The organism is Brevibacterium album DSM 18261 (genome assembly GCF_000426445.1).
Classification (GTDB): Bacteria; Actinomycetota; Actinomycetes; order Actinomycetales; family Brevibacteriaceae; genus Brevibacterium; species Brevibacterium album.
This window is the reverse complement of sequence record NZ_AUFJ01000010.1, coordinates 220,588-245,594: the sequence shown is the minus strand read 5'-3', so window position 1 is coordinate 245,594 and position 25,007 is coordinate 220,588. Positions and strand designations below refer to the sequence as shown.

Sequence of the window (25,007 nt, the reverse complement as noted above, 5' to 3'; positions counted from 1 at the left end):
GGGGGGCGGATGGGGTCAGAGCGGCTCGGCGGAAGCGGCGGCCACCTGGGGGTGCTGCCGCGCGGCGAGCTGCTCGAGCGCGGTGACGCAGACCAGGGCGGTGTCGGCGGCACCGACGAGACCGCCCTTCGTGACGATGGGCGTGCCGTGCTGGCTCCCGCCCACGATGGTGCCGGCCGCCGCGAGGGGCACGACCTCGCTGTGGACCTCGATGCCGGCGCCGTCCACGCGGTCGAGCACGGCCGTCGTGATGTCCCCGCCGGTCGTGTAGAGGCCCCGGACGGGCGCGGCGGCGAGCACCTGGGCGACGACCTCGCCGAGCGCGGCGGGGATCGCATCGCCCTCCTCGGCGCTGAGGTCGAGGAGGTCCGAGGAGCCGAGCACCGTCGCGAGCAGGACGACGGGTGCTGGAGCGCCCGCGGTGGACCCGCCGGGGTCCGAGGCGCCGGGAGTGAGCGCGGCCAGTGCCCGCCGCACCGCCTCGGCGGTGGCCCCGATGTCGAGGCGGTGGCCTGCGCCGGAGGAGTACCGTGCGCGCACGACGGTGCACTCGCGGGCCTCGGCGAGCCGGCCCAGCTGGGTGCGGGTGAGCTCGGTGGCTGAGCCGGAGACGGCCAGCACGGGAGCGGCCGGCACCGGTGCCGCCGGCGCGGCGGTCGGAGGGATCACATGCGCGGTCGGCGGGGTGCGGGAGTGCTCCTCGGAGGCCGGGGCGCTCGCATCGCGGCCCAGTCCCAGTGCCTCGGTCATGGCCCAGGTGCCGGGGCCCGGGTCGATCGTGACCCACATGGCGCCGGGCCGCACCGCGACGGCTGCGCGGGCGATCGCGGCGAGGTGCTCATCGGTGCAGGCGTCTGCGATCAGGACGTCCGGCCGGGTCTCCAGCGCTCGGCCGAGGGCGTCCTCGAGCACGCTGCCGCCGGCGGTTACCTCGGCGATGCCGATGTGGGCGCAGCGCAGCCGCGTGCCGTCTCCGAGCACCTCCTCCACGGAGGAGGTGGTCATGGGGGAGCGGACGTCGCGGGCGAGTTCGGTCTGCTCCAGCCGGCGCCCGCCCATGAGCTGGAGGCCGGCCAGCGTCTGCCTGTCCGCGCTGGGGAAGGCCGGCATGCACAGGCCGATGGTCTCCGTGCCGGAGAGCTCGGCGACGGCGCTCAGGACGGCCTCGGCCTCGGGCCCCACGTTTCCCCGCAGGGTCGAATCGCAGCGGGAGGCGACGAGTCTCGCCGGCCAGCCGGCCCGCACTGCCTCGCGGGTGAGCGCGGCGGCCTCGGCCGGCGGCAGGTGACGCGAGTCGGTGGTGACGACGAGGGCGTCGAACACCTCCCGGTACGGGCCGACCCGGTCCACCCTGTGCAGGTGGTCCGTTTCGGGGGAGCCGGCCGCGGGCGGGCCGGCGCGCATCGTCCCGGAGCGGAGCCCGCGGCGCACGAGGCCGTTGGCGGTGCCGTTGGAGCCGGTGAGGTCGTCGCCCACGACGAGGACGTCTGACATGCTCCCGGCCTCAGCCGATGACCAGGTTGAGGACGATCAGGAGCGGGATCGAACCGGCCCAGACGAGGGTCGTGATGCCGGACCAGCCCTTGATGGCGTCGAGCCCGTCGAGGCCGGTGAACTTCGTGACGACCCAGAAGTAGGAGTCGTTGAAGTAGCTGAAGACCATCGAGCCGCACACGCAGGCCATGACCGCCACGAGCGGGTCGAGTCCGGAGCCCGCGACGACGGAGGCGGAGACCGAGGCGGCGGTGATCATCGCGACCGTGCCGGAGCCCTGTGCGATGCGGACCACCGAGGCGATGATGAAGGGCACGAAGAGGGCCGGCAGCGGGGTGGCGGCGACGGCCTCGGCGAGCTCGGCGCCCACGCCGGACTCCCGGAGCACGGAGCCGAGGCCGCCCCCGGCGCCCGTGATGAGGAGGATGAGGCCCGCGGAGCCTGCGGCCTCGGCCAGCCAGCCGTGCACCTGCTTGCGCGGAGTCCAGCGGGGGAGGAGGACGTAGACGGCGAGGATGATGCCGATGGTGAGGGCGATGACGGGGTTGCCGAGGAAGATGAGGGGCTGCGCCCAGTCCGAGGCGGTGTAGGCCTCGTCGTCGCCGAGGACTCCCTGGCTCGCCTTGTCCACGGCGCTCGCGACGGTGTTGCCCACGATGAGCAGGAGCGGGAGCACGAGGGGCAGCGCGCCGAGGAGAGCGCTGGGACGATGCGGCTTGCGGCCGGGAGGGGTGGGCCCGAGGTGGTCGTCCGGCTTGTAGGTGACGACGCTCGTGAGCGAGGCGGCATCGCTGCTGCCTCCGCGGGCCGCGAGCTCGACGTCGTGGTGGGAGCCGTAGACCTCCTCGGCCACGATGGGGTTGAGACGGGACTCCAGCTTGGGGCCGATCCAGCGGGCGTAGAGGACGACGAGCGGGAGCAGGCAGACCGTGAAGATGAGGCCGGTGAGGATGACGGCGCCCATATCGGCGCCGAGCAGGCCGGTGACGGCGAGCGGACCGGGGGTGGGCGGGACCATGTGGTGCGTGAGCGTCATACCGCAGCCCAGGGCGAGAGCCAGCGTGATGTAGGCGCCCTTCTTCACGCGGGCGATCGAGCGCGCGAGGGGATTCATGATGACGAATCCGGAGTCGCAGAAGACGGGGATCGAGACGAGGGAGCCGACCGTGCCCATCGCCCAGGGTTCGCGGCCCCTGCCGAAGAGGCGGAGGAAGGCGCGAGCGAGGGCATCGGCGCCGCCGGAGACCTCGAGGATCTTGCCGATGAACACGCCGAGGCCGATCACGATGCCCACGCTGGCGAGGGTGGAGCCGAAGCCCTCGGTGATCCAGCCGATCGTGTCCAGGACGTTCGCGCCGGCCACGATGCCGGTCACGAGGCCTGCGATGAGGAGGGCGACGAAGGCGTCGAGGCGCGTCTTCAGGACCAGCACGACGATCGTCGCGATGCCCAGGACGAGGGCCAGTAAGAGCTGCACATCCATGGTGGGATGCTCCTTGCGGGATCGGGGAGGCCTGCAGCAGCCGAAGGTGCACGGACGCAGGCGGAAACACCGCGAGTATACGCACAGATCACTCAGACTTTCCACGTTTGTTGCTCATTGTGCGCAGAAAAAGTGGCGTGATCGTGGGAGAGCGACTGGTGCGAGCTGGGGCGCGGAGGTGTCGGTGCTGGTGAGAGGGCGGATCGGAGTCCGCCGTCTGCGATGGGGTGGGAAGGACCCCGCTGCCGGGGTTCCCCGCAGCAGGGCGGTGCGGCATGCTGGGAGTGAGGGGCGGCCGTCGTCGGTTCGCGCTGAGAAGGAGGGATCATGGGCGGATCAGGTGCTGCTGAGGACCCGGTTGCGCGCGAGCGCGAAGTCGCGGGCGAGGTGCACGATCGGACGGACGGGGAGATGCCGGGCGACGACGAGGCGGCGAGCGGTGAGAGCCCTCTCGTCGATCTCGACGATCTGCTCTCGATGGAGCCGGGTCCTTCGTGCACGGCCGACGGCGTGTGCGATTGAGCCCGTCCGCTGACAGACCGTGCCATGCGTGACGCGGCGAGGCGCCTGCAGGGGGAGGCGCAGCCTGTGGGCGCGGAGAACGCGGCCCGGGAGATCGTGCGCGCAGTATCCGTCGGCCAGCATTGACGGCAGGTCATCTGCGTGGGGCGCTGCCTCGACCGATGTGCCGCATCCGCGCCCGGCGGATCCCGGGGGCGATCCGCTGTGTGAGCGCAGGGGCTCTGGGTAGGCTGGACTCATCGGGCCTGAAGTGAGGGGAGACAGGTGGACGGTGAGAAGATCCAGCAGGTCGCGGTCGAGATCGCCGATCGTCTGCCGGGCACGGGCAATGGGTACCCATTCACCGCACATCTGCGGGTGTGGAAGGTCGCCGGGAAGGTCTTCCTCATCGTCACCGAGAACGATCCGGAACTGAAGATCATCACCGTCAAGGCCGACCCGCATCTCGGGGACGCACTGCGGCGCGATCATGCTGCGATCAGCCGCGGTCGCTACCTGAATAAGGAGCATTGGATCTCCATCGCCTCAGGCGAAGGCATCACCCGTTCCCTGGTCGAGGATCTCGTGCATGACTCGTACGACCTCGCGGAGCGGCAGGCGCCGGCGAAAGACCGCCCCGACCGCGACGCATAGATCACGACCCTCGCCGAGAGGGCGGGAAGGGAGGCGAGTCGATGAGTCAGGACCCGCTCTCGCTGTTCGAACCCGACGATGCCGCTCGTCCGCTCGCGGATCGGCTGCGGCCGACCGCCCTGGAGGACGTCGTCGGGCAGGAGCACCTGCTCGGTCAGGACGGCCCCCTCGGGCGGATGGTCGCCGAGCAGCGGCTCGTGTCGATGATCCTGTGGGGGCCGCCGGGATGCGGGAAGACCACGATCGCCCGTCTGCTGGCCGAGCGCACGAACCTGGTCTTCGAGCCCCTGTCCGCGACGTTCTCCGGTGTCGCCGACCTGCGCAAGGTGTTCGTGTCCGCACAGAAGCGGCGCGAGATCGGGCAGGGCACGCTGCTGTTCGTCGACGAGATCCACCGTTTCAACCGCGCCCAGCAGGACTCCTTCCTGCCCTACGTCGAGGACGGCACGATCGTGCTCGTCGGGGCGACGACGGAGAACCCGAGCTTCGAACTCAACGGCGCCCTGCACTCGCGCTGCCAGGTGTTCGTGCTCAAGCGCCTCGACGAGCACGCCCTGACCACTCTGATCGAGCGGGCCGAACACACGATCGGACGGAATCTGCCGCTCGATGCGGATGCGCGGCAGGCGCTCGTGGCGATGGCCGACGGTGACGGCCGCTACCTGCTCAACCTCGCCGAGCAGGTGCAGACCGTGTGCGAGCCGCTCGATGCGGCCGGTCTCGCCCAGCTCGTGCAGCAGCGTGCCCCGCTCTACGACAAATCGCAGGAAGGGCACTACAACCTCGTCTCGGCGCTGCACAAGTCCATGCGCGGCTCCGACCCCGATGCGGCCCTGTACTGGCTGGCGCGGATGCTCGACGGGGCGAAGACCCTCTCTACATCGCCCGCCGCCTCGTCAGGTTCGCGAACGAGGACATCGCCATCGCCGACCCCCAGGCTGTGCACCAGGCGGTGGCGGCATGGGACGTGTATGAGCGCCTCGGCTCCCCGGAAGGGGAGCTCGCGATCGCGCGGGCCGTCGTCTATCTGGCGACCGCACCGAAGTCGATCAGCGTGTACAGGGGATTCGGTGCGGCCAGGAAGCTCGCGAAGCAGACTGGTTCGCTCATGCCGCCGCCCCATATCCTGAACGCCCCGACGAAGCTCATGGAGAACCTGGGCTACGGGAAGGGCTACCAGTACGACCCCGACACGGAGGAAGGGTTCTCCGGGGCCGACTATTTCCCGGAGGGCATGGAACGCGAACGCCTCTACCGGCCCACCGGCAACGGGTACGAGCAGGTCATCCGCGACCGGCTCCGCGAATGGGAGCGTCTCCGCGCCCGCGCGCGACAGGGGAGCAGTGGACGGATCTGCCCCCTGGCGGAGAACCCCACTCATGACGCTGCTTCGCGGCGTCGACGAGGCGGAGGGCTTCCGAGAAGACGTCGTCCTCGCGCCGGACGGACTGCTCACGCGAGACAGCATCAGCAGAAGAAAGGCGCAGGAAACAGCTGAAGCCGTTTCCTGCGCCTTTCGAATTGGTCGGGCTAGCGGGATTCGAACCCACGACCTCTTGACCCCCAGTCAAGCGCGCTACCAAGCTGCGCCATAGCCCGTCCGGTTCGCTGTGAACCGAGGAAGACTCTATAGGAGCGGCCGGAGTGCTGGCAAATCCGCGCGTGAAGACGCCGCGAGCCCAGTGCCGGAGCGGTCGACGGGCCCCTGCTCCGGATGATTCTGCTGGTGAGGGGGTGGAGATAAGAGTGTGATCTCCGCCGCACGGAGCCGGTCTGCGCGGTGCGGCGCGGTCCCCGCGCGGTTCGCACGCGTGCGTGCGCGAGACTCCCCGTCCGTCCGGCTCCGTGCGACTCCCGTGCGAAGTCCGCTGACGGCCGGAACCGCTGGTGGATCCGAATGCGACCTGGGACACTGGAGCAGTTATGCTGTGACCACGAATTCGAGGAACAGGAGCTGACATGGCTGATCTCACCTTCCCCGATGGCCTGCGCTACTCCGCGGAGCACGAGTGGGTCGCTCGGGCCGCGGACGATTCCGTCGTCCGTGTGGGGATCACCGACTTCGCGCAGGACTCTCTGGGTGACGTCGTCTATGTCGACAGCCCCGCGCTCGGCGACACCGTCACCGCGGGTGAAGCCTGCGGTGAGGTGGAGAGCACGAAGAGCGTCTCCGATCTCATCGCACCCGTCTCCGGCGAGGTCGTGGCCGTGAACGAGGCGCTCGAGGACGCTCCGGAGTCCCTCAACTCCTCACCGTATGAGGACGGCTGGATCTTCGAGGTCCGCCTGGCCGATCCGGCCGAGGTCGATGCCCTCATGGACGCACCCGCCTACCGGGCGGCAGTGGAGAGCGAAGGAGCCTGATGTCACAGCAGAATGGCGGGTTCCCCGGCGAGGGGCAGGGCTCCCAGCCCTCGGCAACCCCGCACGTCTTCCCGTTCGGCGCTCAGCAGAGTCCCGAACAGCAGGCCGGGCAGGACCAGCAGCCCTGGCAGGGCGGGTTCGGCTCCGGCCCGCAGTACAGCGCCCCCGCCCACGGCGGCACCCCTGCGCAGCAGTGGGGAGCGCCCACGACGGCGCAGCCGCAGCAGCCCGAGGCCCCCTGGTCCCCGGCCGCCCAGCAGCACCCGGAACCGCAGTACGGCACGGCTCAGCAGGCCGGCGGATGGCCCCACGAGACGCAGGCCGCCGCGCAGTGGCCTCCGCAGGGCGGTCAGCAGTACGGCGGACAGCCCCAGAGCCCCGCCCAGGGTCAGACGCCGCCGCAGGGCCAGCCCCCGGTGCAGGGCGCGTCCCAGGGGGGTCAGCAGCAGTTCTCCGGTATCCTCGATCCGCACACCGGTGAGATCCACCCGGTGCCGGACCTCCAGGGCCTCGACGAGACGGACGCCCTCCTCGTCGTGGTCTCCGGCCCGGACGCCGGCGCGCAGATCCTGCTGGACACGGACGTCGTGACGGTGGGCCGCAGCCCCAACGCGGACATCTTCCTCGACGACGTCACGGTCTCCCGCAAGCACGCGGAGTTCGTGCGGACGCCCAGCGGCTTCACGCTGCGCGACACCGGTTCGCTCAACGGCACCTATGTGGGCCGTCAGCTCATCGACTCGATCGAGCTGCAGAACGGTGCGGACGTGCAGATCGGGAAGTTCCGCATGATCTTCCAGCAGCGTCCCCGCACCTCCTGAGACGGGCGGTCATGGCTGAAGTCGAAGTCGAGGTCGTGGGGATCAGGATCGAGCTGCCCGCCAACCAGCCGATCCTCATCCTCAAGGCACTGGACCGTCCGCGGTACCTCCCCATCTGGATCGGCTCCCAGGAGGCCGCGGCCATCACGATGGCCAAGCGCATGCTGGTCGCGCCCCGGCCGCTCACCCACCAGCTCGTCATCGACGCGCTCGGCCTCTACGGCGCCCGGATCACCGGGGTCGCCGTGACAGGCCGCGAGGATCAGACCTTCCTCGCGGAGATCCGCATGGACGACGGCCATACGCTCTCCGCGCGGCCCTCCGATGCCGCCCTCCTCGCCCTGACCGCCGATGCCTCGGTCTTCGTCGACGAGGCGGTCCTCGCCGATGACGGCATCGATGCCCCCGAACCCGATGAGGACGCCGTCGCGCAGTTCCGCGAGTTCCTCGACCACGTCTCCGCCGAGGACTTCGAGTCCGAGGACGCGGACGAGTCCGAGGCCGGGGGAGAGGCCGACGGCGAGGCGGACGAGGGCGCGGAGGACGACGAGCATCCGCATGGCGACACGGACGGCGACGACGCGCGCTGAGCCCGTAGCCTCTTCCCGGGACGGCCGCGCGGTCGCGCCCGGCTCCGGGACCGTCCTGCCCTCGCACGGACCCCGGATCACGCTGAACAGAAAGGCCGGCACTTGAGCTTCCACGACGACCCCCGCTTCGAGGCGGTGGGCTCCGCACAGGCGACCCCGGAGACGCTCGCGGGCCTGGAGACCTGGCGCAGGCTCGGTCCCAGGCAGCAGCCCACGTATCAGGACCCCGCTGAGCTGGAGGCCGTGCTCGAGGAGCTCCGCGCCGTCCCCCCGCTCGTGTTCGCGGGCGAGGCCGATCTGCTCCGCAGCCGGATCGCCGAGGTGGCCGCCGGCCGGGCCTTCATGCTCGCCGGCGGCGACTGCGCGGAGACGTTCGCGGACGCCACGGCGGACAAGATCCGCCGCCGCGTCCAGACGGTCCTGCAGATGGCAGCCGTCCTCACCTACGCCGGCTCCGTCCCGGTCGTGAAGATGGGCCGCATGGCCGGCCAGTTCGCCAAGCCGCGCTCCTCGGACGAGGAGACCCGCGACGGGGTGACGCTGCCCTCCTACCGCGGCGACATCGTCAACAGCCACGAGTTCACACCCGAGGCCCGCCGCCACGATCCCGGCCGGCTGCTGCAGGCGTACCACACCTCTGCCTCGACGCTGAACCTGCTGCGCGCCTTCACCCAGGGCGGCTTCGCCGACCTCCGGCGCGTGCACGAATGGAACCGCGGCTTCCTCGGCTCCAACCCCAACTACCACCGCTACGAGCAGATCGCGCGCGAGATCGACCGCGCGCTGAAGTTCATGGCCGCCTGCGGGGCCGATTTCGATGCGCTGGGCACCGTCGAGTTCTTCGCCGCGCACGAGGCCCTGCTGCTCGAGTACGAACGCGCGCTCACCCGCGTCGACTCCCGCACCGGCAATCCCTACGCCGTGTCCGGGCACTACCTGTGGATCGGCGAGCGGACCCGCGAGATCGACGGCGCGCACGTGGACTTCCTCTCCAAGGTGCACAACCCCATCGGCGTGAAGCTGGGCCCCGGCGCCACCAAGGACGACGTCCTTCGCCTGGTCGACAAGCTCGATCCCGAGCGCACCCCCGGCCGCCTGAGCTTCATCACCCGGATGGGCGCCGGGCAGATCCGGGAGAAGCTGCCCGCGCTGCTGAACGAGGTCGGCCGCGAGGTGCCCCAGGTCGCGTGGGTGTGCGACCCTATGCACGGCAACACCATCACCTCCGGCAACGGCTTCAAGACCCGCCGCTTCGAGGACGTCGTCGAGGAGGTCGCGGGCTTCTTCGACGCCCATGCAGAGGCCGGCACGATCCCCGGCGGGCTCCACATCGAGCTGACCGGCGACGACGTCACCGAGGTCCTCGGCGGCGGTGCGCAGATCGACGAGGAGGGGCTGCGCCGCCGCTACGAGACGCTCGTGGACCCGCGCCTCAACCACGATCAGTCGCTCGAGATGGCCTTCCAGGTCGCGGAGCTGCTGACCCGGGCCTCGCGCGCATGACGGAGCAGCTGCTGGCCGATCTGCGCTCCGACACGCTCACCCGCCCCTCCTCGGAGATGCGGCAGGCGATGGCGTACGCGGAGGTGGGCGACGACGTCTACGCCGAGGATCCGACGGTCAATGCGCTCGAGGCCCGGGTCGCCGAGCTCTTCGGCCACGAGGCCGGGCTCTTCTGCCCGTCCGGCTCCATGACCAACATGCTGGGCGTGGCAGCGCTCGTCCCGCGGGGGAGCGAGCTGCTCGCGGAGTCCCGCGCCCACGTGCTGCGCGCGGAGGTGGGTGGTCACGCCGCGCTCGCGGGAGTCACGAGCCGCACGTGGATCTCCCCGGACGGCACGCTGTCGGCCGACGCGGCTCTCGCGCTCGCGGAGCCCGGCAGCGGATACAACCAGGTGGCGACGGGGGCGATCGCGGTCGAGAACACGCACAACTTCTCCGGCGGGCGGATCGCGGATCTCGCCGAACTGCGCCGCCTGCGCACGCTGACGGCCGAGCGCGGCATCCGGGTCCACATGGACGGGGCCCGCGTGGCGAACGCCGTGGTCGCGAGCGGCTGCTCCTTCGCGGACCAGGGCGCGTGCGCGGACACGGTGAGCCTGTGCCTCTCCAAGGGGCTGGGCGCCCCCGTCGGCAGCGTGCTGACCGGTGACGCCGAACTCATCGGCCACGCTCGTCACCTGCGCAAGCGCTACGGAGGCGGCATGCGTCAGGCCGGGATCCTCGCGGCCGCCGGCCTCTACGCGCTCGAGCACAACGTGGACCGCCTCGCCGAGGACCATGCGCACGCGGCCCTCATCGCCGCGCGCATCGCCGCCGCCGTGCCCGGCACGTGCGATCCGGGCATCGTCGAGACCAACATCGCCTTCATCAGCACGGAAGGGCTCTCGGTCGACGCGGTCGAGTTCGCCCGGCTCGCGGCGGAACGCGGAGTGCGCATCACCCCGCTGGGTGCACAGGCCTGCCGGCTCGTCACCCATCTGGACGTGGACACGGCCGCTGCCGAGGCCGCAGCCGGGGTCCTTGCGGAGCTTGCCGAGCGCACCGCAGGCGCCTGAGCCGGCGGTCTCAGCTGAAGCCGCTCACTCCTCCTCGGCGGGGGCCGGCTCCTCGCCGTTCGCGTCGTCCGCGCCGCTCTCCGCCTCCGGGCCCTTCGAGACCCTGAGCATGATGAGATCGCCCTCGTGGCGCTCCTCGCGGCCGCGCGGGTACTGGGAGACGACCTTGCCCGCGGGCACCTCCTCGTCGAACACGTCTTCGCGGGAGACCTTGAACCCCATGCGGGCGAGCCGGCCGAAGGCGGACTCGTAGTCGATGCCGGTGACGATGGGCACCTCGATGGGCTCGACGCCGCGTGAGACCACGAGGTCCACGGCGGTGCCCTTCGCGACCTGCTCCTCACCGCCCACGCCCTGGCTGATGACGCTGCCGTCGGGCACCTCGTCGGAGAACTCCCGGGTGATCTTGCCGAGCACCATGCCCGAGGACTCGAGGGTGATCCGGGCATCGGCCTCGGCCGATCCCGTCACATCGGGCACCGTGAACAGCTCCTCGCCCTGGGAGAGGGTGAGCGTCACCGTGTCGCCGGGCCGCAGCTCCGCGCCCCCGGCCGGGTCCGCGCCGAGCACGCGGCCGGCCGGCACCGAATCGCTGTGTGCCTCGACGGTCTCGACCTCGAAGCCGGCCTCCTCGATGAGGGCGACGGCCTCGTCCGGATCCTGCCCCGTCTGGACGTCCGGGACGGTCGCGGTCCGGTCACGGGAGAGGTAGAGGCCGGCGGCGGTGAGGCCCAGGACGAGAACGGCGGCTACGAGGATGAGCGCGAGGCGGGCCCCGCGGCGCCGGGGCGCCGGTCCCGCGCCACCGGACTCCGGCCCGGCGGGGGAGGCCTCGGCGCCCGCCGGCTCTCCTGCGTCCTCGTTCGGATCGGCATCCCGCGCGGCTGCTGCCGCACCTGCGGGTCCGCTCGTCTTCGTCCAGGTGCCCTCCGCATCCGCCTCCTCGTCGAGGCCCTCCGCGGGTGCGCCGAGGTAGGGGATCTCGTCCGTCGACCGGGGCACCTCGCCGCTGTCGGCGGACGCAGCCGTGCGGATCGTCGCGGTGGGGACGAGCAGGGGCCGGGTCTCGTCGAGCGCGGCGGCGGGCAGCTCCCCGGAGCCGAGGTCGAGCTCGCCGGGGGTGAGCTCGGCGCGGGCCTCGGCGAGGGCCTCCCGCAGCGCCGTCGAGGACTGCGGGCGCTCCTCGGGATCGCGGGCCGTCGCCCACAGGACGAGGGCGTCGAGGCGCGGAGAGAGGCCGGGCACGAGGCCCGAAGGCGCCGGCACGTCGTCGTGGACGTGGCGGTAGGCGACGCGGATGGGCACGTCATCGGTGTACGGCTGCTCTCCTGTGAGCATCTCGTAGAGCATGATGCCCACGGTGTAGAGGTCCGTGCGCGCATCCGCGCCCGTGCGCGTCACGAGTTCGGGGGCGACATAGCCCACCGTGCCCATGAGGGTCTTGGTCGTCGTGGCCGAGCTCACCGCGCGGGCGAGCCCGAAGTCCGCGAGCTTGATCTTCCCGTCCTCGCCCAGGAGCACGTTGTCGGGCTTGAGGTCGCGGTGGATCATCCCGGCGGAGTGCACGGCCTCGAGGCCGGCGAGCACGGCGTCGAGGACCACGAGCGCCTGCCGCGGGGAGAGGTGGCCGCGGTGGCGGAGCTCGCGCCGCAGGGTGACGTTCGGCAGGTACTCCATCACGAGGTACACGGCGTCGCCGTCTCGTCCCGTGTCGTGGACGGCGACGAGATTGGGGTGGAAGAGGCCCGCCGCCGCACGTGCCTCGCGCTGGAAGCGCTCGACGAAGCCGTCGTCGTCGATGAGGTGCCGGTGCATGACCTTGAGCGCGACGACGCGGTCCAGGCGCAGGTCCGTGCCCCGGTAGACCATCGCCATGCCGCCGCGGGCCACGGGCGCGTCCACCCGATAGCGGTCGTCGAGGCTCGCCCCGATGAGCGGATCGGTGAGCGTGGTCATCGTCGCACCTCCGCGCGCAGTCGTTCGGCGATGATGAGGGCATTCGCGGCGAAGCGGCCCGCATCGGGGTAGACGCCGCCCGCGCGCAGGGAGCGCAGCCCCTGGTGGTAGGCGGCGAGAGCCTCCTTCTCGTCCCGGGCGGCGTCGAGGAGGGCTGAGAGGATGACCACGCCGGCGGTCACGTTGTCGCGCGCGTCGAGCACATCGAGGCGCCGTGCGATCCGCACGGACGCCGTCCATGCCGCATGCGGGGTGACCTGCATGATCCCGATGGCGTTGCCGGGGCTCACGACGCCGTGGTGCCAGCCGCTCTCGAGCTGCGCGACCGCCGAGGCCAGCTGCGGATCCACGGAGTGCTCGCCCGCGACCGCCTCGATCATGCGGCGCGCGGCCCTGCGCGAGGGGATCTCGCGGGTGTGCAGCGTCCGCTTGTTGACGCGCGCGGCCAGCAGGGTCTCGGGAGGGTGCTCGGCGGTGCCGCCGGCGACGAACGGCAGCTCGCCCAGATCCTCGATGCGCAGCGGCGGGCGGTGGCTCATCGCCCCGGAGCCCGCCAGGTCGAGGAGCTCGCCCTCGACGATGAGGGAGGACTCGCCCATCGCGTTCGCGCGGCGGAGTTCGGCGGGGCTGACGTGCTGGGCGGCGGCGACCGAGTCGAGGGTGTCGCCGGGACGCACGCGCACCGTCGCGGCCCCCTGCGCGGCCTGCCTCTCCGGCAGCGAGACGATCTGCCCCGGCTGCAGGCGCGGGCGCCGGCCGAGGCCGTTGAGCTCCACGAGTGCGGGCACGGAGACGCCGAACCGCGCGGCCACGCTCGCCAGGTCGTCGCCGGTGCGCACCCGGTAGGTGCGCCCGCCGTGGGAGACCGGCACTGACTCCCCGGCGGTGCCGGAGAGGAAGCCGGGACCGGAGGGGATGCACAGCGGGAGCGCGGGCGGCTCCGCAGGTGCGGGCTCGCCGGCTGCGGTGGGCGCCTCGCTCAGCATCGTGGACACCTCCAGCGGGCCGGCCTCGCGCAGGGCCGTCCGGGCCCGCGACCGGCGGCCGCGGGCGGGAAGCGCGAAGGGGTCCGTCGTCGAGGTCATCAATCCGTCCTGTGCTGCGTCCGGGGGAGTGCACGGCCGGGACCAGGCGGGGCCGGGCGCGGTGCACGTTCGGTAGAAGCGTATCCGGGGCCGCGCCCGGAAGCCGCGCACCCTCGCCGGGCGTGTCGGCACGGTGCGCACGTGTGACCCGCGTGGGTCCGGGCGCTAGGCTGGAGGGGTGAACAGAACAGATGACCTCGTCGACGCCTGGCTCCCGCTCCCCGATATCGCCGAGCGGTCCGGTCTGGGGATATCCAAGGTCCGCCGCTTCGTCGAGGAGCGGGCGATCATCGGCGTCCGGCGGACGGAGCGGGCGATCTTCCAGGTCCCCGCGCTGTTCCTGGACGAGGCCCACCTGCCGCTCAAGCACCTCAAGGGCACCCTCATCACCCTCCGGGACGCCGGCTTCGACGACGAGGCCGCGATCGCCTGGCTCTTCACCCCCGATGACTCCCTGCCGGGCCGCCCCATCGACCTCCTGCGCTCCGGGAGCAAGACGGAGGTGCGCCGCAGGGCGCAGGCGCTGGCGTTCTGAGCCGCGCCCGTGCGCCTCAGGCGCGGCGGTGCGTGAGCTCGTCGGCGAAGGCCGCGAGCGCCCGCACATCCGCCTCGGCGACGCCGAGCGTGCGCAGCGTGCGCAGACCGGCCTCGGCCTCGGCGCGCTCCCGCTCGATCCTCTCCTCCAGCTCCGCGGCCGCGCCGCAGTCGGCGATGAGCGCGGTCATCCGCGCGATCTCCCCGGGCGTGAGCCCCGGATCGCCCAGCCGCGAGGCGAACCAGTCCGCCTGCTCCGCGTCCGCGCGGGCGAGCACCTCGGCGACCAGCAGGGTCTTCTTGCCCTGCGCGAGGTCGTCGCCGGCGGGCTTCCCGGTCGTCGCGGGCTCGCCGAACACCCCCAGCACGTCGTCGCGCATCTGGAAGGCCCGGCCCACGGGACGGCCGTAGCGCTCGAGCGCCGAGAGCAGCTCCGGCCCCGCTCCGGCGAGCGCCGCGCCCAGCGCGAGCGGCTGGACGACGGTGTAGAGGGCGGTCTTGTGCGTGAGCACCTCCGAGGCGCGGGCGAAGAGCTCCTCGCGGGGCACGGGCCGCGCCTGCAGGTCGATGTCGAGGAACTGCCCCAGCATGACGTCGCGGCGCAGCGCATCGTGGGCGGTGCGCGCCTCGGCGGAGACCGGGAGCCCGGCGGTGCCGAAGAGCTCCTCACTGAGGGCGAGGCACAGGTCGCCCGCGACGATCGCGGCCGAGGCGCCGTACAGGGCGGAGTCCCCGGCCCATCCTCCGGCGGCGTGCTCGCGGCTGAAGCGCGTGTGAACGGCGAGGCTGCCCCGGCGCGTCTCCGAGGCGTCGATGACGTCGTCGTGGACGAGGGCGGCGGCGTGCAGCAGCTCGACCGAGCCCGCGGCCGAGGCGATCGCGGGACCCGGCTCCCCGCCGCCGATCTCATGGCCCCACCAGGTGAGCATCGCGCGGACCCGCTTGCCGCCGGTGGCGAAGGCGCGCAGGGGCTCCGTGAGGCGGTCGGCCGCGGGCGAGATCTCCCGGAGGCGGTGAGCCGCGTCCGCGAGGAACTCCGCGAGGCGGGCGTCGACGGCAGCGCGCACGGCCGCGGGCGCGCTCAGGCGTCCTGCCGTCACGGAAGGGTCTTCCCGCCGATGGTGACCATGAGCAGGCCCTCGTCCTGCTGGTCGGTCGAGATGCTCACGGAGAGGAGCTGATTGCCGTTGTCGGCGTGGAAGGCCTGGGTCGTGACGCCTCCCTCGGAGGAGGCGTCGCTCACCGGTGCGAAGTCCGCCTCGCCGAGGGTGTCGGAGTAGAACTTCAGGACATCGTCCTCGGAGGACTCCGTGCGCATCGTCAGGCTCGCGCTCACGAGCTCGCCCTCGTCCGCGGGCTCGACGGAGGACAGGACGATCTCCGAGTCCGGGAGCTGCTGGATCGTCGAGGGGAAGTCCTCGACGAGGGCGCCCGAGGTGGCCTGGGCGCTGGGGCTCTGCTCCGCCTCGGCGGTGGCCTCCTGTGCGGCCTCGTCGGCACCGGTCTCCTCGGCGGTCGGCTCGGCGGTCTCCTCGCCGCCGGAGCCGGCCCCGGAGCAGCCGGTGAGGAGCAGGGCGGCGGCCAGGGCGGCCGCGGGCAGTGCGCGCGCGGAGGCCGCGGTGCGCCTGGTGAGGACGGTGCGCGAGGTGCGGGCTATCATGCCGTCCAGAGTACAGCGCGGGGGTGGGAGTGAGCAGAAAGCAGCTGGCCCGCGGTGGGGGAGACCTCAGCCGGCTGGGCGACGACGACACCGGCTGCGTCGTCCTGCACCTCGACATGGACGCGTTCTTCGTCGCGGTGGAGCTGCTCTCGCGGCCGGAGCTGCGGGGCAGGCCCGTCGTCGTGGGCGGCCGCAGCGGGCGCGGCGTCGTCGTCTCCGCGAGCTACGAGGCGCGGGAATACGGTGTGCACGCGGCCATGCCCATCGGACGGGCGGAGACCCTGTGCCCGCACGCCGCCTTCATCCCGCCCTCGCGGGGCCTGTACGGGGAGTACTCGGCGCGGGTGTTCGGGCTCGTGGCCGAGGTCACGGAGGACTACGCCCAGGTGAGCGTCGACGAGGGCTACGTCGACGTGAGCTCGGCGGTGCGCAGGCTGGGTTCGCCGGCGGTCATCGCGGCGGGACTGCGCGAGCGGATCGAGGCCGAGACGGGCCTGACGGCCTCGGTGGGCGCGGCCTCGACCAAGGTCGTGGCGAAGCTCGCCTCTGCGCGCGCCAAGCCCGACGGCCTGCTCGTCGTGCCGGTGGCCGAGGTGGACGCCTTCCTGCGGCCGATGCCGGTCGAGGCGCTGCCGGGTGTGGGCAGCACGACCGCGGGGACGCTGGCGCGCTACGGGATCGCCACGATCGGAGAGCTCGCGGACACCGAGCGGGCATGGGCTGGCCGGATCCTCGGTTCGCACGGGCTCATGCTCCACGACTTCGCCCACGGCATCGACCGGCGGCCCCTGCGGCACACGCCCAAGGACCACTCCGTGAGCGCCGAGCACACCTTCCCCGCCGATGTCTGGCGGATCGAGGACCTCGAGCGCGAGCTGCTGCGGCTCGCCGACACCGTCGCGGCACGGCTGCGCGCGGAGGGCCGCGCCGCCCGGAGCGTCGGACTCAAATACCGGCTCTCGGACTTCACGACGTACTCCCGCTCCGCGACGCTGCCGGTGCCGAGCGACCTCTCCTCGGATCTGCACCGCGCTCTGCGGCGGCCGCTGCACACGCTGCGGGAGGCGCATTCCTCCGGGGTGAGGCTGCTGGGGCTGCGCGCTCACGACCTCGTGCCGATCGCGGAGGCGGGACGGCAGGGATCCCTGTTCGATCCGGAGGCGGGGATCACGGCGGAGGGCGGGGCTCCGGGTGCGGAGGAGCGCGATGCGCAGCTTGCCCTCGACGAGGTCCGCAGGCGATTCGGGAAGGGTGCGATCACAGCGGCCTCCCTGCTCAGCCGCGCGGACCCGCCGCAGAACGGCCCCGGCTAGTCCGGGCGCGCCGGGCCCACCGGCTGTCAATCGTGTGTGAACCGCCTTCCCACCTCGTGGGAGGCCCTGTCCCGGGGGCGGACCGGCTGTGCTTGGACCGGTGCGGGCGACTATGATTGAGGTGACCGGGGACGGCGGATTCTCACAGCGGACGGACAAGGAGATCGCGATGGCTCTCTCAGATCATGAGCAGCAGCTTCTGGACCAGCTCGAGCAGCAGCTCCGGAGCGAGGACCCGAGGTTCGCGAGCAGCATCTCCGAGGTGCCCCAGGCGGGCGGCGGCTCGCTCTCGGCCTCGCGCCTCGTGGTGGGCGTGCTCGGCGTGGTCGTCGGCATCGCAGTGGCGCTCGGCGGCATCTGGGCCGGCTGGTGGCCGCTCGGCATCATCGGCTTCGCGGTGATGGTCGCCGGCGGCTTCTGGGCGCTCAAGACCAACGGCGGCGGCAGCGAGGGCAGCGGGCCCTCCTCAGGCACCGGGAGCAGGCCCGCGGGACCGTCCTCCAAGGGCGGTGCACCCGCAGGCGGCGGCTTCATGAACCGCATGGAGGACCGCTGGGACCGGCGTCGCCGGGGCGAATGAGCCGCCCCGCGCCTGAACGGCCCGCCCGCACCTGAGCCGCGTCACCCCCCCGAGCCCTCCGGCACCGCCGGAGGGCTCCTCTCATGTCCGGAGTTCCCCTCACGCCCGCCCCGTGCGCGAGACACCGCCTCGCCTCCGCACCGCACTCCGCCATCGCGTGGACGGTCCACGCGATGGCGGAAGGCGCACTGCGCGGCGTCGCAGCGGCGCCCGGTGGTGTTGCATCCAGCCCGCTGAGTGGTGAGCTTCGGCTCAGCCCCGCTTCCAGAGGCTTGCGGGCACGAGGGCCGCGCGGACGGCGGCGGGCGAGCCCCTGCGCCGGGTGAAGTCCCTGCGGAGCGCGCGCACGAGACCCGTGAGCTCGGCCGCCGCGGGCGTGCGCTGCCCGCGGCGGGAGGCGTGCGGATCGCCGTCGCCGGGCTCGGTGACCCCGCCGGACTCCGTCATCCCGCCGGGCTCCGGCGCAGCGCCTGTGCGGATGCCGCCCACGGCCGCGGCCCCGGCATAGCGTGCGCCCTCGAGCGCGTCGACGACGCGGCGGAGGCGCTCGGCGGCATCCGCATCGAGATCCGCGATCAGACTCGCCTCGTGGGCGCGGAGCGTGCGGGCACGGTCCCAGCCGAGTCCGAAGTCCCGGCTCAGCGCGGCGATCTCCGTCCACGTCCCCTCGGCCCGGGCGAGCTCGCCGCGAGGATGCGTCCCGGCGCCGATCCCGGCCCTGCCGGTGAGCCGCAGGCGCCGCTGGAGAAGCCGCAGCAGCGCGGGCAGTGCGAGCACGAACAGCACCAGCAGCACGAGGCCCGCGATCGCGAACGCCCGCAGCGTCTCGGCCGACAGGCCCTCGGCCCCGGACTCCTCGTCCGGTCCGGCCTCGTCCTCCGGGGTCTCCGGTGCCGCGCTCGGCGCGGCCTCGGCGCCGTCCTCGGAGGGCTCCTCCGTGGGCTCTGCGGTCTCCTCGGCCTCCTCGTCCTCACCGGTGCCGCTGGAGACCGCCCACGGCGGAGGATCGCCCGCCGGACCGCCGGGCGTGGGCTCGAAGCGGACCCAGCCGGCGCCCTCGAAGTAGAGCTCGGGCCAGGCGTGGGCCTCCTGCAGAGACACGCGGTACTGTCCCTCGCCCGTGGGCCTGCCGGCCGTGAAGCCCACTCCGATGCGCGCCGGGATGCCCAGCGACCGGGCCATCGCGGTCATGGCCCCCGAGAACTGCACGCAGTAGCCGCGCCGGTCCGCGAGGAAGTCCGCGATCGCGGAGCTCGAGGCCTCGGCCGGGGCCGAGAGCGAGTACTCGAACTCCCCGGACCGGAACCAGTCCTGCAGCGCGACCGCGGCCTCCCACTGGCTGCGGGAGCCCGCCGTGACCTCGTCCGCGGTGTCCGCGATGACGGAGGGCATGTCGGCGGGCAGCGCGAGCTCGGTCTCGAACTCCTCCGCGTCGACAGCAGGCGCCTCGGCGAGCTGCTCCGCCGTGGGCTCGACGGACCGGTAGGCCACCTCGTACTGCGCGTCCGTCGTGAGCACGCCGTTGCCCACGATCGTGAGGGTCTCCGGATCGAAGATCCAGCGCCGCTCCAGGCCGCTGATCGACTGCGGCGCGTACGGCGCGGGCAGGTGCTGCCCGTCGAGGCCGAGGATGCGCACGTCCGCGCTGCGTTCGGCGACGGGCGTGTCCGAGGAGAGCCCGTCGGGCCGCGGAAGCCCGTCCGCGGCGACGGCGAAGGGGTCGATGTCGAAGGGCTCCGGCATCCAGGTGCGGCCGTCGAAGGCGCTCACGCTCGTGAGGCGCAGCGGCGGGGCCAGCGGATCGTCGCTGACGTACTCGAGCACGGGGGAGTCATCGCCCTGCTCGAGGTCGTTCCTGAGATCGAGGAACGGATTGACGACGCTGATGTCCTCGGGCTGGCCGAGCGGCTGCTGCGGGCGCTGGGCGACCGGCGGCAGCGCGATCGGGAGGACCGCGCCCAGTGTCAGCGCCAGGGCCCCGGCCACGGCCGAGTACGCGGCCGCGCGCCGCACGGAGGTGCTCAGATAGCGCGAGAGCATGAGGAGGAGGAACGCGCCCGCGACCGCCGCGAAGTGGTACCAGGCCAGGTCCGTGCCCGCGAGCAGGACGGGGATGACCCACAGGAGCAGGAGGAGGATGCCGCTGACCTTGGGTGCGCGCAGATCGCTCACGAGCCCGTCGACGAGGATCGTGATGAGGCCGATGCCCACCACGAGGATCGCGGTGAAGCCCGGGGTCGAGGCCGCGGGCGCGGTGGTCGAGTAGATGTCGTCCACACCGGCCCCGAGGAGTGCGAAGAGCTCCGCGACCGCACCGGGCGTGGGCACCCCGAACGGCATCGCGGAGGACACCGTGAGGTAGAGGGCCAGCACTCCGGCGAGGACGAACTGGACGAGCACGGTCGAGCCCGTCGCGCGCATGGCCGGCACCGACCGCAGAAGCGCACCCGCGAGGGCGAGGACCGCGATCATGGCGGCGGTGGGCGGGAACCAGCGCCAGTCCGCGAAGACCGAGCTCAGGCTCAGCGCGGCGAGCAGCATGGCCGTCGCCGTGCACGCCGCGAGGACCCAGGGGGAGGGCTCGGCGGTCTCCTGGGCGGCGGGGGCCGCGACGGGCGGATGCTCCTGCGCGGGGAGGGTCTCGGTGCTCATCGGTCTCCTTCGCTCCTCCGCTGCCGCTGCATGCGCGGCGCTCGTCCTTCGGTCTCGGCCCCGTGCCGCCACTGGGGCGGCAGGCGGAGCTCTCCGCCGAAGAGCGCGGTCTCCAGGCTCACGCCGTCATCGGCGAGCTCCTCGACGACGAAGAGCGAATGCGGCTGCGATCGGGGCAGCTCCGCGGCCAGCGCCCGGGCGCGCTCGGCCTGCAGCGCGCAGATCGCGACGTGCCGCGTGCCGGGCGGGAGGGCGGGGACCGCAGGCACCTCCGCGCCGGCGGGATGGCGTGCGGACTCCAGCCGCACGGTGTCACGGCCCTTCGCGCCGGCCGCGCGCACGAGGCGGGGGCCGGAGGAGAGCAGGACCTCGGTCCCCTCCGAGAGGTGGTGGAGGGCGACGGCCGCGGCCGCGGTCACGGCGATGTCCGCCCCGTGCCCCGTGGGGTCCGCGCCCAGGGTGTCGAGGAGGACGACGGCGACGGGGCTCTCCTCGTGCGCCTGCTCGCGGATCATGAGGGTGCCGTAGCGCGCCGTCGAGGCCCAGTGCACATGGCGGAGGTCGTCGCCGGGCGCGTACTCGCGTGTGTGGAAGTCGAGGGTCGAGGTGCCCCGCTGAAGGCGGTCGGACTCCGACTGCTCGGCGCTCATGTGCGGGCGGGCGCGGACGGGCAGCACCTGGTCGGGCACCGCAACGGCCGTCCGGAGCCCGGTCCGGGCGGTGCGGGTGAGCGCGATGAGGCCGAAGGGCCCCTCGAGCCGCAGCCGGACGCTCTCGATCCCGCTGAGGCCGCGGCGCGTGGGCACGACCGCGACGGGCACCGAGGTCTCGGCCCGGGCGGCGAGCCCCGGCACCCGGAGGGTGCGCACGGGGCCGAACCCGTCTTCGGGCGTGAGCGTGAGGGTGAAGGAGCCCACCGGCAGCGGCGTGCGATTGGAGACGTGCGCCTCGAAGCGGGCCTGGGCGCCCACCGCCGTGAGGTTCTCGCCGTCGAACCGCCGCATGCGCGGGACGAGCCCGACCGAGAGACGGGCCGAGGTCGCGAGCGCGATGACGGCGGAGAGGGCCACGAGGCCCATGAGGAGGATCGCCACCGGGAGCATGCCCGGCAGGGCGAAGCGGTAGGCGGCGACGGCCAGCGCTGCGCCGAGGAGCAGGAAGACGAGGCCCGAGGCGGTGGGACGCATCAGCGCCCCGAGACCGGCACCCGGCGGAGCACGTCGCTGACGAGGGAGGCCGCCAGCTGCTCGTCCTCGCCCTCGCGCGGGACGATGCGGTGGCTGAGGACGTCGACGGCGAGCTGCTGCACATCGTCGGGGGTGACATAGGCGCGCCCGTTCAGCACGGCGAGGACCTTGGCGGTGCGCAGGAGGTGCACTCCGGCACGGGGGGAGGCGCCGAGGGCGATCTGCGGATCGTTCCGGGTGGCGTCCATGAGGGCGACGATGTAGCCGCGCAGCTCCGCGGTCGCCTCGACGTGCCGGATGAGATCGCGGGCGTGCGTGACCTCCTGGAGCGTCGTCACGGCGGGAGTGGAGGCCAGCGGATCCGATTCCGCGTGGTGGTCGAGCATCTCCGCCTCCGCCGCGGCGGACGGGTAGCCGATCGAGATGCGGGCGGTGAAGCGGTCGCGCTGCGCCTCGGGCAGGGCGTAGGTGCCCTCCATGTCCACGGGGTTCTGGGTCGCGACGACCATGAACGGCTGCGGCATGCGGTACGTGGTGCCGTCGACGCTCACCTGGTTCTCCGCCATGCACTCGAGCATCGCGGACTGCGTCTTGGGGGAGGCGCGGTTGATCTCATCGGCGATGACGACGTTCGCGAACACGGGGCCGGCCCGGAACTCGAAGGCCTGCTTCTCCTGGTTGAACATGTTCACGCCCACCACATCGGAGGGCAGGAGGTCCGGGGTGAACTGGATGCGGCGGACGCTGCCGCCCACCGCGCGCCCGAGCGCCTTCGCCAGCAGGGTCTTGCCCACGCCCGGCACGTCCTCGAGGAGGAGGTGACCGCCGGAGAAGAGCGTGAGCAGGGCGGTCCGCACGGCGTGGTCCTTGCCGTCGAGCACGTTGTTCATGGCGGTGCGCGCCTGCTGGGCGATGGACTGGATGTGCGTGATGTGTTCACTGCCGAGCGCGGTCATGCCCACCATTGTCTCTCACTCCCGCCGGGCGGCTCCACTCGCGCCCGCCGCAGGACTTCCTGCCCCGGCTCGCTCGCCTCCCCACCTCCCTCCCCGGCGCGCTCCACTTCCCTCCCCACTCGCCTCCCCGGGCCTCCCCATTTCCCTCCCCGCCCGCATGTCCGCGGGCCTCGCAGGCTCTGCTCCCGCCGTCTGCGCGGGGCCCTGGCCGCACCCCGTGCCGACGCGCCACGCCCTGCAGGCGAATCTCATCCACTTTCCTCCACCAGTCTGACCTGCAGAAACATATGAGTGCTGGTCATAATGGGGTCCGTTGGGTCAAAATGTGGAGGTCAGTGGAGTACAGTGGGAGCCATCGGAGCCCCAGGGTTTCGAGAGGGGTGAGACACCGTGTTCCTCGGCACGCACATGCAGCGGCTGGACGACAAGGGCCGTCTCATCCTTCCCGCGAAGTTCCGCGACGAGCTCTCGGACGGGCTGGTGCTGACACGCGGACAGGAACGCTGTCTGTCCGTGTTCTCCACGAGCGAGTTCGAGAGCGTGCACGAGCAGATGCGGGCGGCGCCCATGACGAGCAGGGAGGCACGCGACTACCTGCGCGTCTTCCTCTCCGGAGCGTCGGCCGAGCAGCCGGACAAGCAGAGCCGGGTGACTGTTCCTCTCGCGCTCCGGCAGTACGCCGGGCTCGACCGCGACGTCGCCGTCATCGGCATGGGCAACCGCGCCGAGATCTGGGACGCCCCCACATGGGAGCAGTACCTGGCGGAGACGGAGCAGGGCTTCGCGGACCGATCGGACGAGGTGATCCCCGGGATCATCTGAGCCGGTCATCGCAATCGACGGCGCTGGATCGAGATCCTCGCCCGCCCGGACTGCGGGGCGCTTCCCCGGTTCCGCAGTCGCACAGGGGTCCTGACGCACTTCCCCGGCGCCAGGGCCAGGCGGGCGGGGTTCTGGACCCAGCGCCGCGACGTTCCCGCGCGGCCAGCCGTGCGGCGGACGGGTCCGGCGCCGCGAGGGCAGAAGAGGAGGAGCTGTGGAGCAGTTCGCACACACCCCGGTGCTGCTGGACCGGTGCGTCGAGCTGGTGGGTGCCGGCGTCGAGGCCGCGCGCGAACGGGGTCTGCCTCCCGTCGTCGTGGACGGCACCCTCGGCATGGGAGGCCATTCGGAGGGCATCCTCGAGGCCTTCTCCGACGTCACCGTGATCGGCCTCGACCGCGATCGCGAGGCGCTCGCCCGGGCCGGTGAGCGCCTCGAGCGCTTCGGCGACCGCTTCCGCGGGGTGCACGCCGTCGACGACGAACTCGCGCGCGTGCTGGAAGAGCTCGGCATCGCGCAGATCAGTGCGATCCTCCTCGACCTGGGAGTCTCCTCCCTGCAGCTGGACGAGGACGAGCGAGGCTTCTCCTATTCGCGGCCCGCACCCCTGGACATGCGCATGGACCAGAGCGCCGGGCTCACCGCCGCCGAGGTCCTCAACACGTATCCCGAGGACGAGCTCGCCCGCATCATCCGCGAGTACGGCGAGGAGCGCGAGGCCAGGCGCATCGCCCGCGCGGTGGTCGCCGACAGGGCCGAGCGCCCCTGGGAGACCTCCGAGCAGCTGGCCGGCCTCCTCGAGCGCGTCGTCGGCGACGGCCGCGGTGCGGCGAAGCGGAAGGGCGGGGGAGCGAACCGCAAGCGGTCCCACCCCGCCAAGCGGACGTTCCAGGCCCTGCGCATCGAGGTCAACCGCGAGCTCGACTCGCTCTCGGCCGCGCTGCCGGCCGCGCTCGAGGCTCTCCACGAGGGCGGGACCGCCGTCGTCGAGTCCTATCAGTCCCTCGAGGACGTCATCGTCAAGCGCATCTTCGCCGCCGGCCTGCGCGACCAGGCGCCGCCGGGCCTGCCCGTCGTGCCCCCGGAGATGCGGGCATGGCTGGCGCCGCTCACCCGGGGTGCGGAGAAGGCGGGACCTGAGGAGGTCGAGGCCAACCCCCGCTCCGCGAGCGTGCGGCTGCGGGCGGTGCAGAAGATCGGACCCGCGCGGAAGGAGAGGCGATGAGCCAGGCCGTGCCCCACCCGGACCGCCCCGGCGGTCTCCCGCTCAGGGGCGAGCCCCTCACCCGGAGGACCGTGCGGCGCCTCGCCCTCGTGCTCCCGGCGGTGCGCGGGCCGCGCATACCGGTCGCGGTGTGGGCGGTCCTCATCGTCCTCACGGGCGTCGTGCTCATCCTCGTGGGCAACATCGTGGTCTCGCACACGACGTTCCGCGTGCAGAGCCTCACGGAGGAGCAGGCCGCCCTCCAGGACGAGCGCGACCGGCTCGTCGAGGACATCTCCTATCGGGAGAGTCCGCAGAACATCGCGGAGACCGCGCAGGAGCGGGGCCTCGAGCGCGATGTCGCGCCCTCGTACATCGACGAGCGCACGGGGCAGATCACCGAGGTCGAGCCTGCGCCGGCGGCGGACCCGCAGCGGGAGCTTCCTGAGAGGATCCCGGGACCGCGCGCCGATGCCCGTGACGACGCCCGGCCCAATCTACGCTCGGACGAGCGGCTGCCCGTCGTGGGCGGATCCGATCGGGAGTTCGTCGCCCCCTCCCAGTCCGAGCCGGGGGACTGACCGCCGGCGGCG

General features: G+C 72.6%; 23 protein-coding genes, 1 tRNA gene and 1 pseudogene. 15 read left to right on the top strand and 10 right to left on the bottom strand.

Annotated elements, in window-relative coordinates; all coding sequences use genetic code 11:
- Nucleotides 1–15: 15 nt before the first annotated feature.
- Nucleotides 16–1,494 carry a four-carbon acid sugar kinase family protein gene (locus K318_RS19585; RefSeq protein ID WP_051297580.1) on the bottom strand — a complete coding sequence of 493 codons (1,479 nt, stop codon included), beginning with the start codon at nt 1,492–1,494 and terminating at the stop codon, nt 16–18.
- Between the two features lie 10 nt (nt 1,495–1,504).
- Nucleotides 1,505–2,977, bottom strand: a complete 1,473-nt coding sequence (locus K318_RS0105270; RefSeq protein WP_029088713.1) for a GntP family permease — start codon at nt 2,975–2,977, stop codon at nt 1,505–1,507.
- A gap of 327 nt (nt 2,978–3,304) precedes the next feature.
- Between K318_RS0105270 and K318_RS0105265 the strand changes: the two genes are divergently transcribed.
- The 4 genes and pseudogenes from K318_RS0105265 (at nt 3,305) to K318_RS25805 (ending at nt 5,630) form a co-directional block, all read left to right on the top strand.
- Nucleotides 3,305–3,499 carry a hypothetical protein gene (locus K318_RS0105265; RefSeq protein ID WP_029088712.1) on the top strand — a complete coding sequence of 65 codons (195 nt, stop codon included), beginning with the start codon at nt 3,305–3,307 and terminating at the stop codon, nt 3,497–3,499.
- 264 nt (nt 3,500–3,763) lie between these two features.
- On the top strand, nt 3,764–4,132 hold the full coding sequence (locus tag K318_RS0105260; RefSeq protein WP_029088711.1) for an MmcQ/YjbR family DNA-binding protein: 369 nt from the start codon (nt 3,764–3,766) through the stop codon (nt 4,130–4,132).
- A gap of 41 nt (nt 4,133–4,173) precedes the next feature.
- Nucleotides 4,174–4,884 (top strand): annotated as a pseudogene (locus K318_RS25475) (AAA family ATPase); the annotation flags it as partial.
- On the top strand, nt 4,827–5,630 hold the full coding sequence (locus K318_RS25805; protein WP_342664198.1) for an AAA family ATPase: 804 nt from the start codon (nt 4,827–4,829) through the stop codon (nt 5,628–5,630). The pseudogene K318_RS25475 and the gene K318_RS25805, both read left to right, overlap by 58 nt.
- 24 nt (nt 5,631–5,654) lie before the next feature.
- On the opposite strand, the gene K318_RS0105250 is transcribed toward K318_RS25805, so the two are convergent.
- Nucleotides 5,655–5,731, bottom strand: a tRNA-Pro gene (locus tag K318_RS0105250).
- A gap of 360 nt (nt 5,732–6,091) precedes the next feature.
- On the opposite strand from K318_RS0105250, the gene gcvH reads away from it, so the two are divergent.
- The 5 genes from gcvH to K318_RS0105225 all read left to right on the top strand — a co-directional run bounded on the left by gcvH (nt 6,092) and on the right by K318_RS0105225 (nt 10,465).
- The gene (gene gcvH / locus K318_RS0105245) at nt 6,092–6,496 is read left to right on the top strand and encodes a glycine cleavage system protein GcvH (protein ID WP_029088710.1); all 405 of its coding nucleotides are present in this window, start codon (nt 6,092–6,094) and stop codon (nt 6,494–6,496) included.
- Nucleotides 6,496–7,317 carry an FHA domain-containing protein gene (locus K318_RS25860; protein ID WP_084499743.1) on the top strand — a complete coding sequence of 274 codons (822 nt, stop codon included), beginning with the start codon at nt 6,496–6,498 and terminating at the stop codon, nt 7,315–7,317. Before gcvH ends, K318_RS25860 begins: the two co-directional genes overlap by 1 nt.
- Nucleotides 7,318–7,328: 11 nt before the next feature.
- A complete protein-coding gene (locus K318_RS19570) occupies nt 7,329–7,907 on the top strand; it encodes a bifunctional nuclease family protein (protein ID WP_084499742.1) in 579 nt (192 codons plus the stop codon).
- Between the two features lie 102 nt (nt 7,908–8,009).
- Nucleotides 8,010–9,410, top strand: coding sequence for a class II 3-deoxy-7-phosphoheptulonate synthase (locus K318_RS0105230; RefSeq protein WP_084499740.1), 1,401 nt, complete (start codon nt 8,010–8,012; stop codon nt 9,408–9,410).
- Nucleotides 9,407–10,465 carry a threonine aldolase family protein gene (locus K318_RS0105225; protein ID WP_029088708.1) on the top strand — a complete coding sequence of 353 codons (1,059 nt, stop codon included), beginning with the start codon at nt 9,407–9,409 and terminating at the stop codon, nt 10,463–10,465. Before K318_RS0105230 ends, K318_RS0105225 begins: the two co-directional genes overlap by 4 nt.
- A 24-nt stretch (nt 10,466–10,489) precedes the next feature.
- On the opposite strand, the gene pknB is transcribed toward K318_RS0105225, so the two are convergent.
- The gene (gene pknB / locus K318_RS0105220; RefSeq protein ID WP_029088707.1) at nt 10,490–12,421 is read right to left on the bottom strand and encodes a Stk1 family PASTA domain-containing Ser/Thr kinase; all 1,932 of its coding nucleotides are present in this window, start codon (nt 12,419–12,421) and stop codon (nt 10,490–10,492) included.
- On the bottom strand, nt 12,418–13,506 hold the full coding sequence (locus tag K318_RS19565) for a LysM peptidoglycan-binding domain-containing protein (protein WP_051297579.1): 1,089 nt from the start codon (nt 13,504–13,506) through the stop codon (nt 12,418–12,420). Before K318_RS19565 ends, pknB begins: the two co-directional genes overlap by 4 nt.
- 178 nt (nt 13,507–13,684) lie before the next feature.
- Here K318_RS19565 and K318_RS0105210 point away from each other — a divergent pair, with 178 nt between their 5' ends.
- On the top strand, nt 13,685–14,041 hold the full coding sequence (locus tag K318_RS0105210; protein WP_029088706.1) for an Rv2175c family DNA-binding protein: 357 nt from the start codon (nt 13,685–13,687) through the stop codon (nt 14,039–14,041).
- Between the two features lie 16 nt (nt 14,042–14,057).
- Here the strand turns inward: K318_RS0105210 and K318_RS19560 are convergent, their stop codons facing one another.
- Together K318_RS19560 and K318_RS0105200 are read right to left on the bottom strand one after the other, a co-directional pair.
- Nucleotides 14,058–15,140, bottom strand: coding sequence for a polyprenyl synthetase family protein (locus K318_RS19560; RefSeq protein WP_035280708.1), 1,083 nt, complete (start codon nt 15,138–15,140; stop codon nt 14,058–14,060).
- Nucleotides 15,137–15,700: a hypothetical protein gene (locus tag K318_RS0105200; protein WP_029088705.1), complete on the bottom strand. Its 564-nt coding sequence runs from the start codon at nt 15,698–15,700 to the stop codon at nt 15,137–15,139. The genes K318_RS19560 and K318_RS0105200 overlap by 4 nt, the downstream gene beginning before the upstream one ends.
- A gap of 23 nt (nt 15,701–15,723) precedes the next feature.
- Between K318_RS0105200 and dinB the strand changes: the two genes are divergently transcribed.
- Nucleotides 15,724–17,013: a DNA polymerase IV gene (gene dinB, locus K318_RS19555; protein ID WP_245579770.1), complete on the top strand. Its 1,290-nt coding sequence runs from the start codon at nt 15,724–15,726 to the stop codon at nt 17,011–17,013.
- 169 nt (nt 17,014–17,182) lie between these two features.
- Nucleotides 17,183–17,593 (top strand): DUF3040 domain-containing protein, encoded by a 411-nt coding sequence (locus K318_RS0105190; RefSeq protein ID WP_029088704.1) that lies wholly within the window; start codon nt 17,183–17,185, stop codon nt 17,591–17,593.
- A gap of 252 nt (nt 17,594–17,845) precedes the next feature.
- Here the strand turns inward: K318_RS0105190 and K318_RS19550 are convergent, their stop codons facing one another.
- The 3 genes from K318_RS19550 to K318_RS0105175 are packed head-to-tail and all read right to left on the bottom strand — an operon-like array spanning nt 17,846 to nt 22,388.
- Nucleotides 17,846–20,245 (bottom strand): transglutaminase TgpA family protein, encoded by a 2,400-nt coding sequence (locus K318_RS19550; protein WP_051297578.1) that lies wholly within the window; start codon nt 20,243–20,245, stop codon nt 17,846–17,848.
- Nucleotides 20,242–21,432 (bottom strand): DUF58 domain-containing protein, encoded by a 1,191-nt coding sequence (locus K318_RS0105180; RefSeq protein WP_029088703.1) that lies wholly within the window; start codon nt 21,430–21,432, stop codon nt 20,242–20,244. The genes K318_RS19550 and K318_RS0105180 overlap by 4 nt, the downstream gene beginning before the upstream one ends.
- The gene (locus tag K318_RS0105175; RefSeq protein WP_029088702.1) at nt 21,432–22,388 is read right to left on the bottom strand and encodes an AAA family ATPase; all 957 of its coding nucleotides are present in this window, start codon (nt 22,386–22,388) and stop codon (nt 21,432–21,434) included. The genes K318_RS0105180 and K318_RS0105175 overlap by 1 nt, the downstream gene beginning before the upstream one ends.
- Nucleotides 22,389–22,778: 390 nt before the next feature.
- Here K318_RS0105175 and mraZ point away from each other — a divergent pair, with 390 nt between their 5' ends.
- The 3 genes from mraZ (at nt 22,779) to ftsL (ending at nt 24,995) form a co-directional block, all read left to right on the top strand.
- Nucleotides 22,779–23,210, top strand: a complete 432-nt coding sequence (mraZ, locus tag K318_RS0105170) for a division/cell wall cluster transcriptional repressor MraZ (RefSeq protein WP_029088701.1) — start codon at nt 22,779–22,781, stop codon at nt 23,208–23,210.
- Nucleotides 23,211–23,424: 214 nt separating this feature from the next.
- Nucleotides 23,425–24,435, top strand: a complete 1,011-nt coding sequence (gene rsmH, locus K318_RS0105165; RefSeq protein WP_029088700.1) for a 16S rRNA (cytosine(1402)-N(4))-methyltransferase RsmH — start codon at nt 23,425–23,427, stop codon at nt 24,433–24,435.
- Nucleotides 24,432–24,995 carry a cell division protein FtsL gene (gene ftsL, locus K318_RS0105160; RefSeq protein WP_051297577.1) on the top strand — a complete coding sequence of 188 codons (564 nt, stop codon included), beginning with the start codon at nt 24,432–24,434 and terminating at the stop codon, nt 24,993–24,995. The genes rsmH and ftsL overlap by 4 nt, the downstream gene beginning before the upstream one ends.
- The last annotated feature ends 12 nt before the right edge of the window (nt 24,996–25,007 follow it).

Excerpts from the sequence above, each read along its gene's own strand:
- K318_RS19585 (WP_051297580.1), bottom strand. The coding sequence starts at position 1,494 with ATGTCAGACGTCCTCGTCGTGGGCGACGACCTCACCGGCTCCAACGGC.
- K318_RS0105270 (WP_029088713.1), bottom strand. The coding sequence starts at position 2,977 with ATGGATGTGCAGCTCTTACTGGCCCTCGTCCTGGGCATCGCGACGATC.
- K318_RS0105265 (WP_029088712.1), top strand. The coding sequence starts at position 3,305 with ATGGGCGGATCAGGTGCTGCTGAGGACCCGGTTGCGCGCGAGCGCGAA.
- gcvH (WP_029088710.1), top strand. The coding sequence starts at position 6,092 with ATGGCTGATCTCACCTTCCCCGATGGCCTGCGCTACTCCGCGGAGCAC.
- K318_RS25860 (WP_084499743.1), top strand. The coding sequence starts at position 6,496 with ATGTCACAGCAGAATGGCGGGTTCCCCGGCGAGGGGCAGGGCTCCCAG.
- K318_RS19570 (WP_084499742.1), top strand. The coding sequence starts at position 7,329 with ATGGCTGAAGTCGAAGTCGAGGTCGTGGGGATCAGGATCGAGCTGCCC.
- K318_RS0105225 (WP_029088708.1), top strand. The coding sequence starts at position 9,407 with ATGACGGAGCAGCTGCTGGCCGATCTGCGCTCCGACACGCTCACCCGC.
- pknB (WP_029088707.1), bottom strand. The coding sequence starts at position 12,421 with ATGACCACGCTCACCGATCCGCTCATCGGGGCGAGCCTCGACGACCGC.
- K318_RS19565 (WP_051297579.1), bottom strand. The coding sequence starts at position 13,506 with ATGACCTCGACGACGGACCCCTTCGCGCTTCCCGCCCGCGGCCGCCGG.
- K318_RS0105200 (WP_029088705.1), bottom strand. The coding sequence starts at position 15,700 with ATGATAGCCCGCACCTCGCGCACCGTCCTCACCAGGCGCACCGCGGCC.
- K318_RS0105190 (WP_029088704.1), top strand. The coding sequence starts at position 17,183 with ATGGCTCTCTCAGATCATGAGCAGCAGCTTCTGGACCAGCTCGAGCAG.
- K318_RS19550 (WP_051297578.1), bottom strand. The coding sequence starts at position 20,245 with ATGAGCACCGAGACCCTCCCCGCGCAGGAGCATCCGCCCGTCGCGGCC.
- K318_RS0105180 (WP_029088703.1), bottom strand. The coding sequence starts at position 21,432 with ATGCGTCCCACCGCCTCGGGCCTCGTCTTCCTGCTCCTCGGCGCAGCG.
- K318_RS0105175 (WP_029088702.1), bottom strand. The coding sequence starts at position 22,388 with ATGACCGCGCTCGGCAGTGAACACATCACGCACATCCAGTCCATCGCC.
- ftsL (WP_051297577.1), top strand. The coding sequence starts at position 24,432 with ATGAGCCAGGCCGTGCCCCACCCGGACCGCCCCGGCGGTCTCCCGCTC.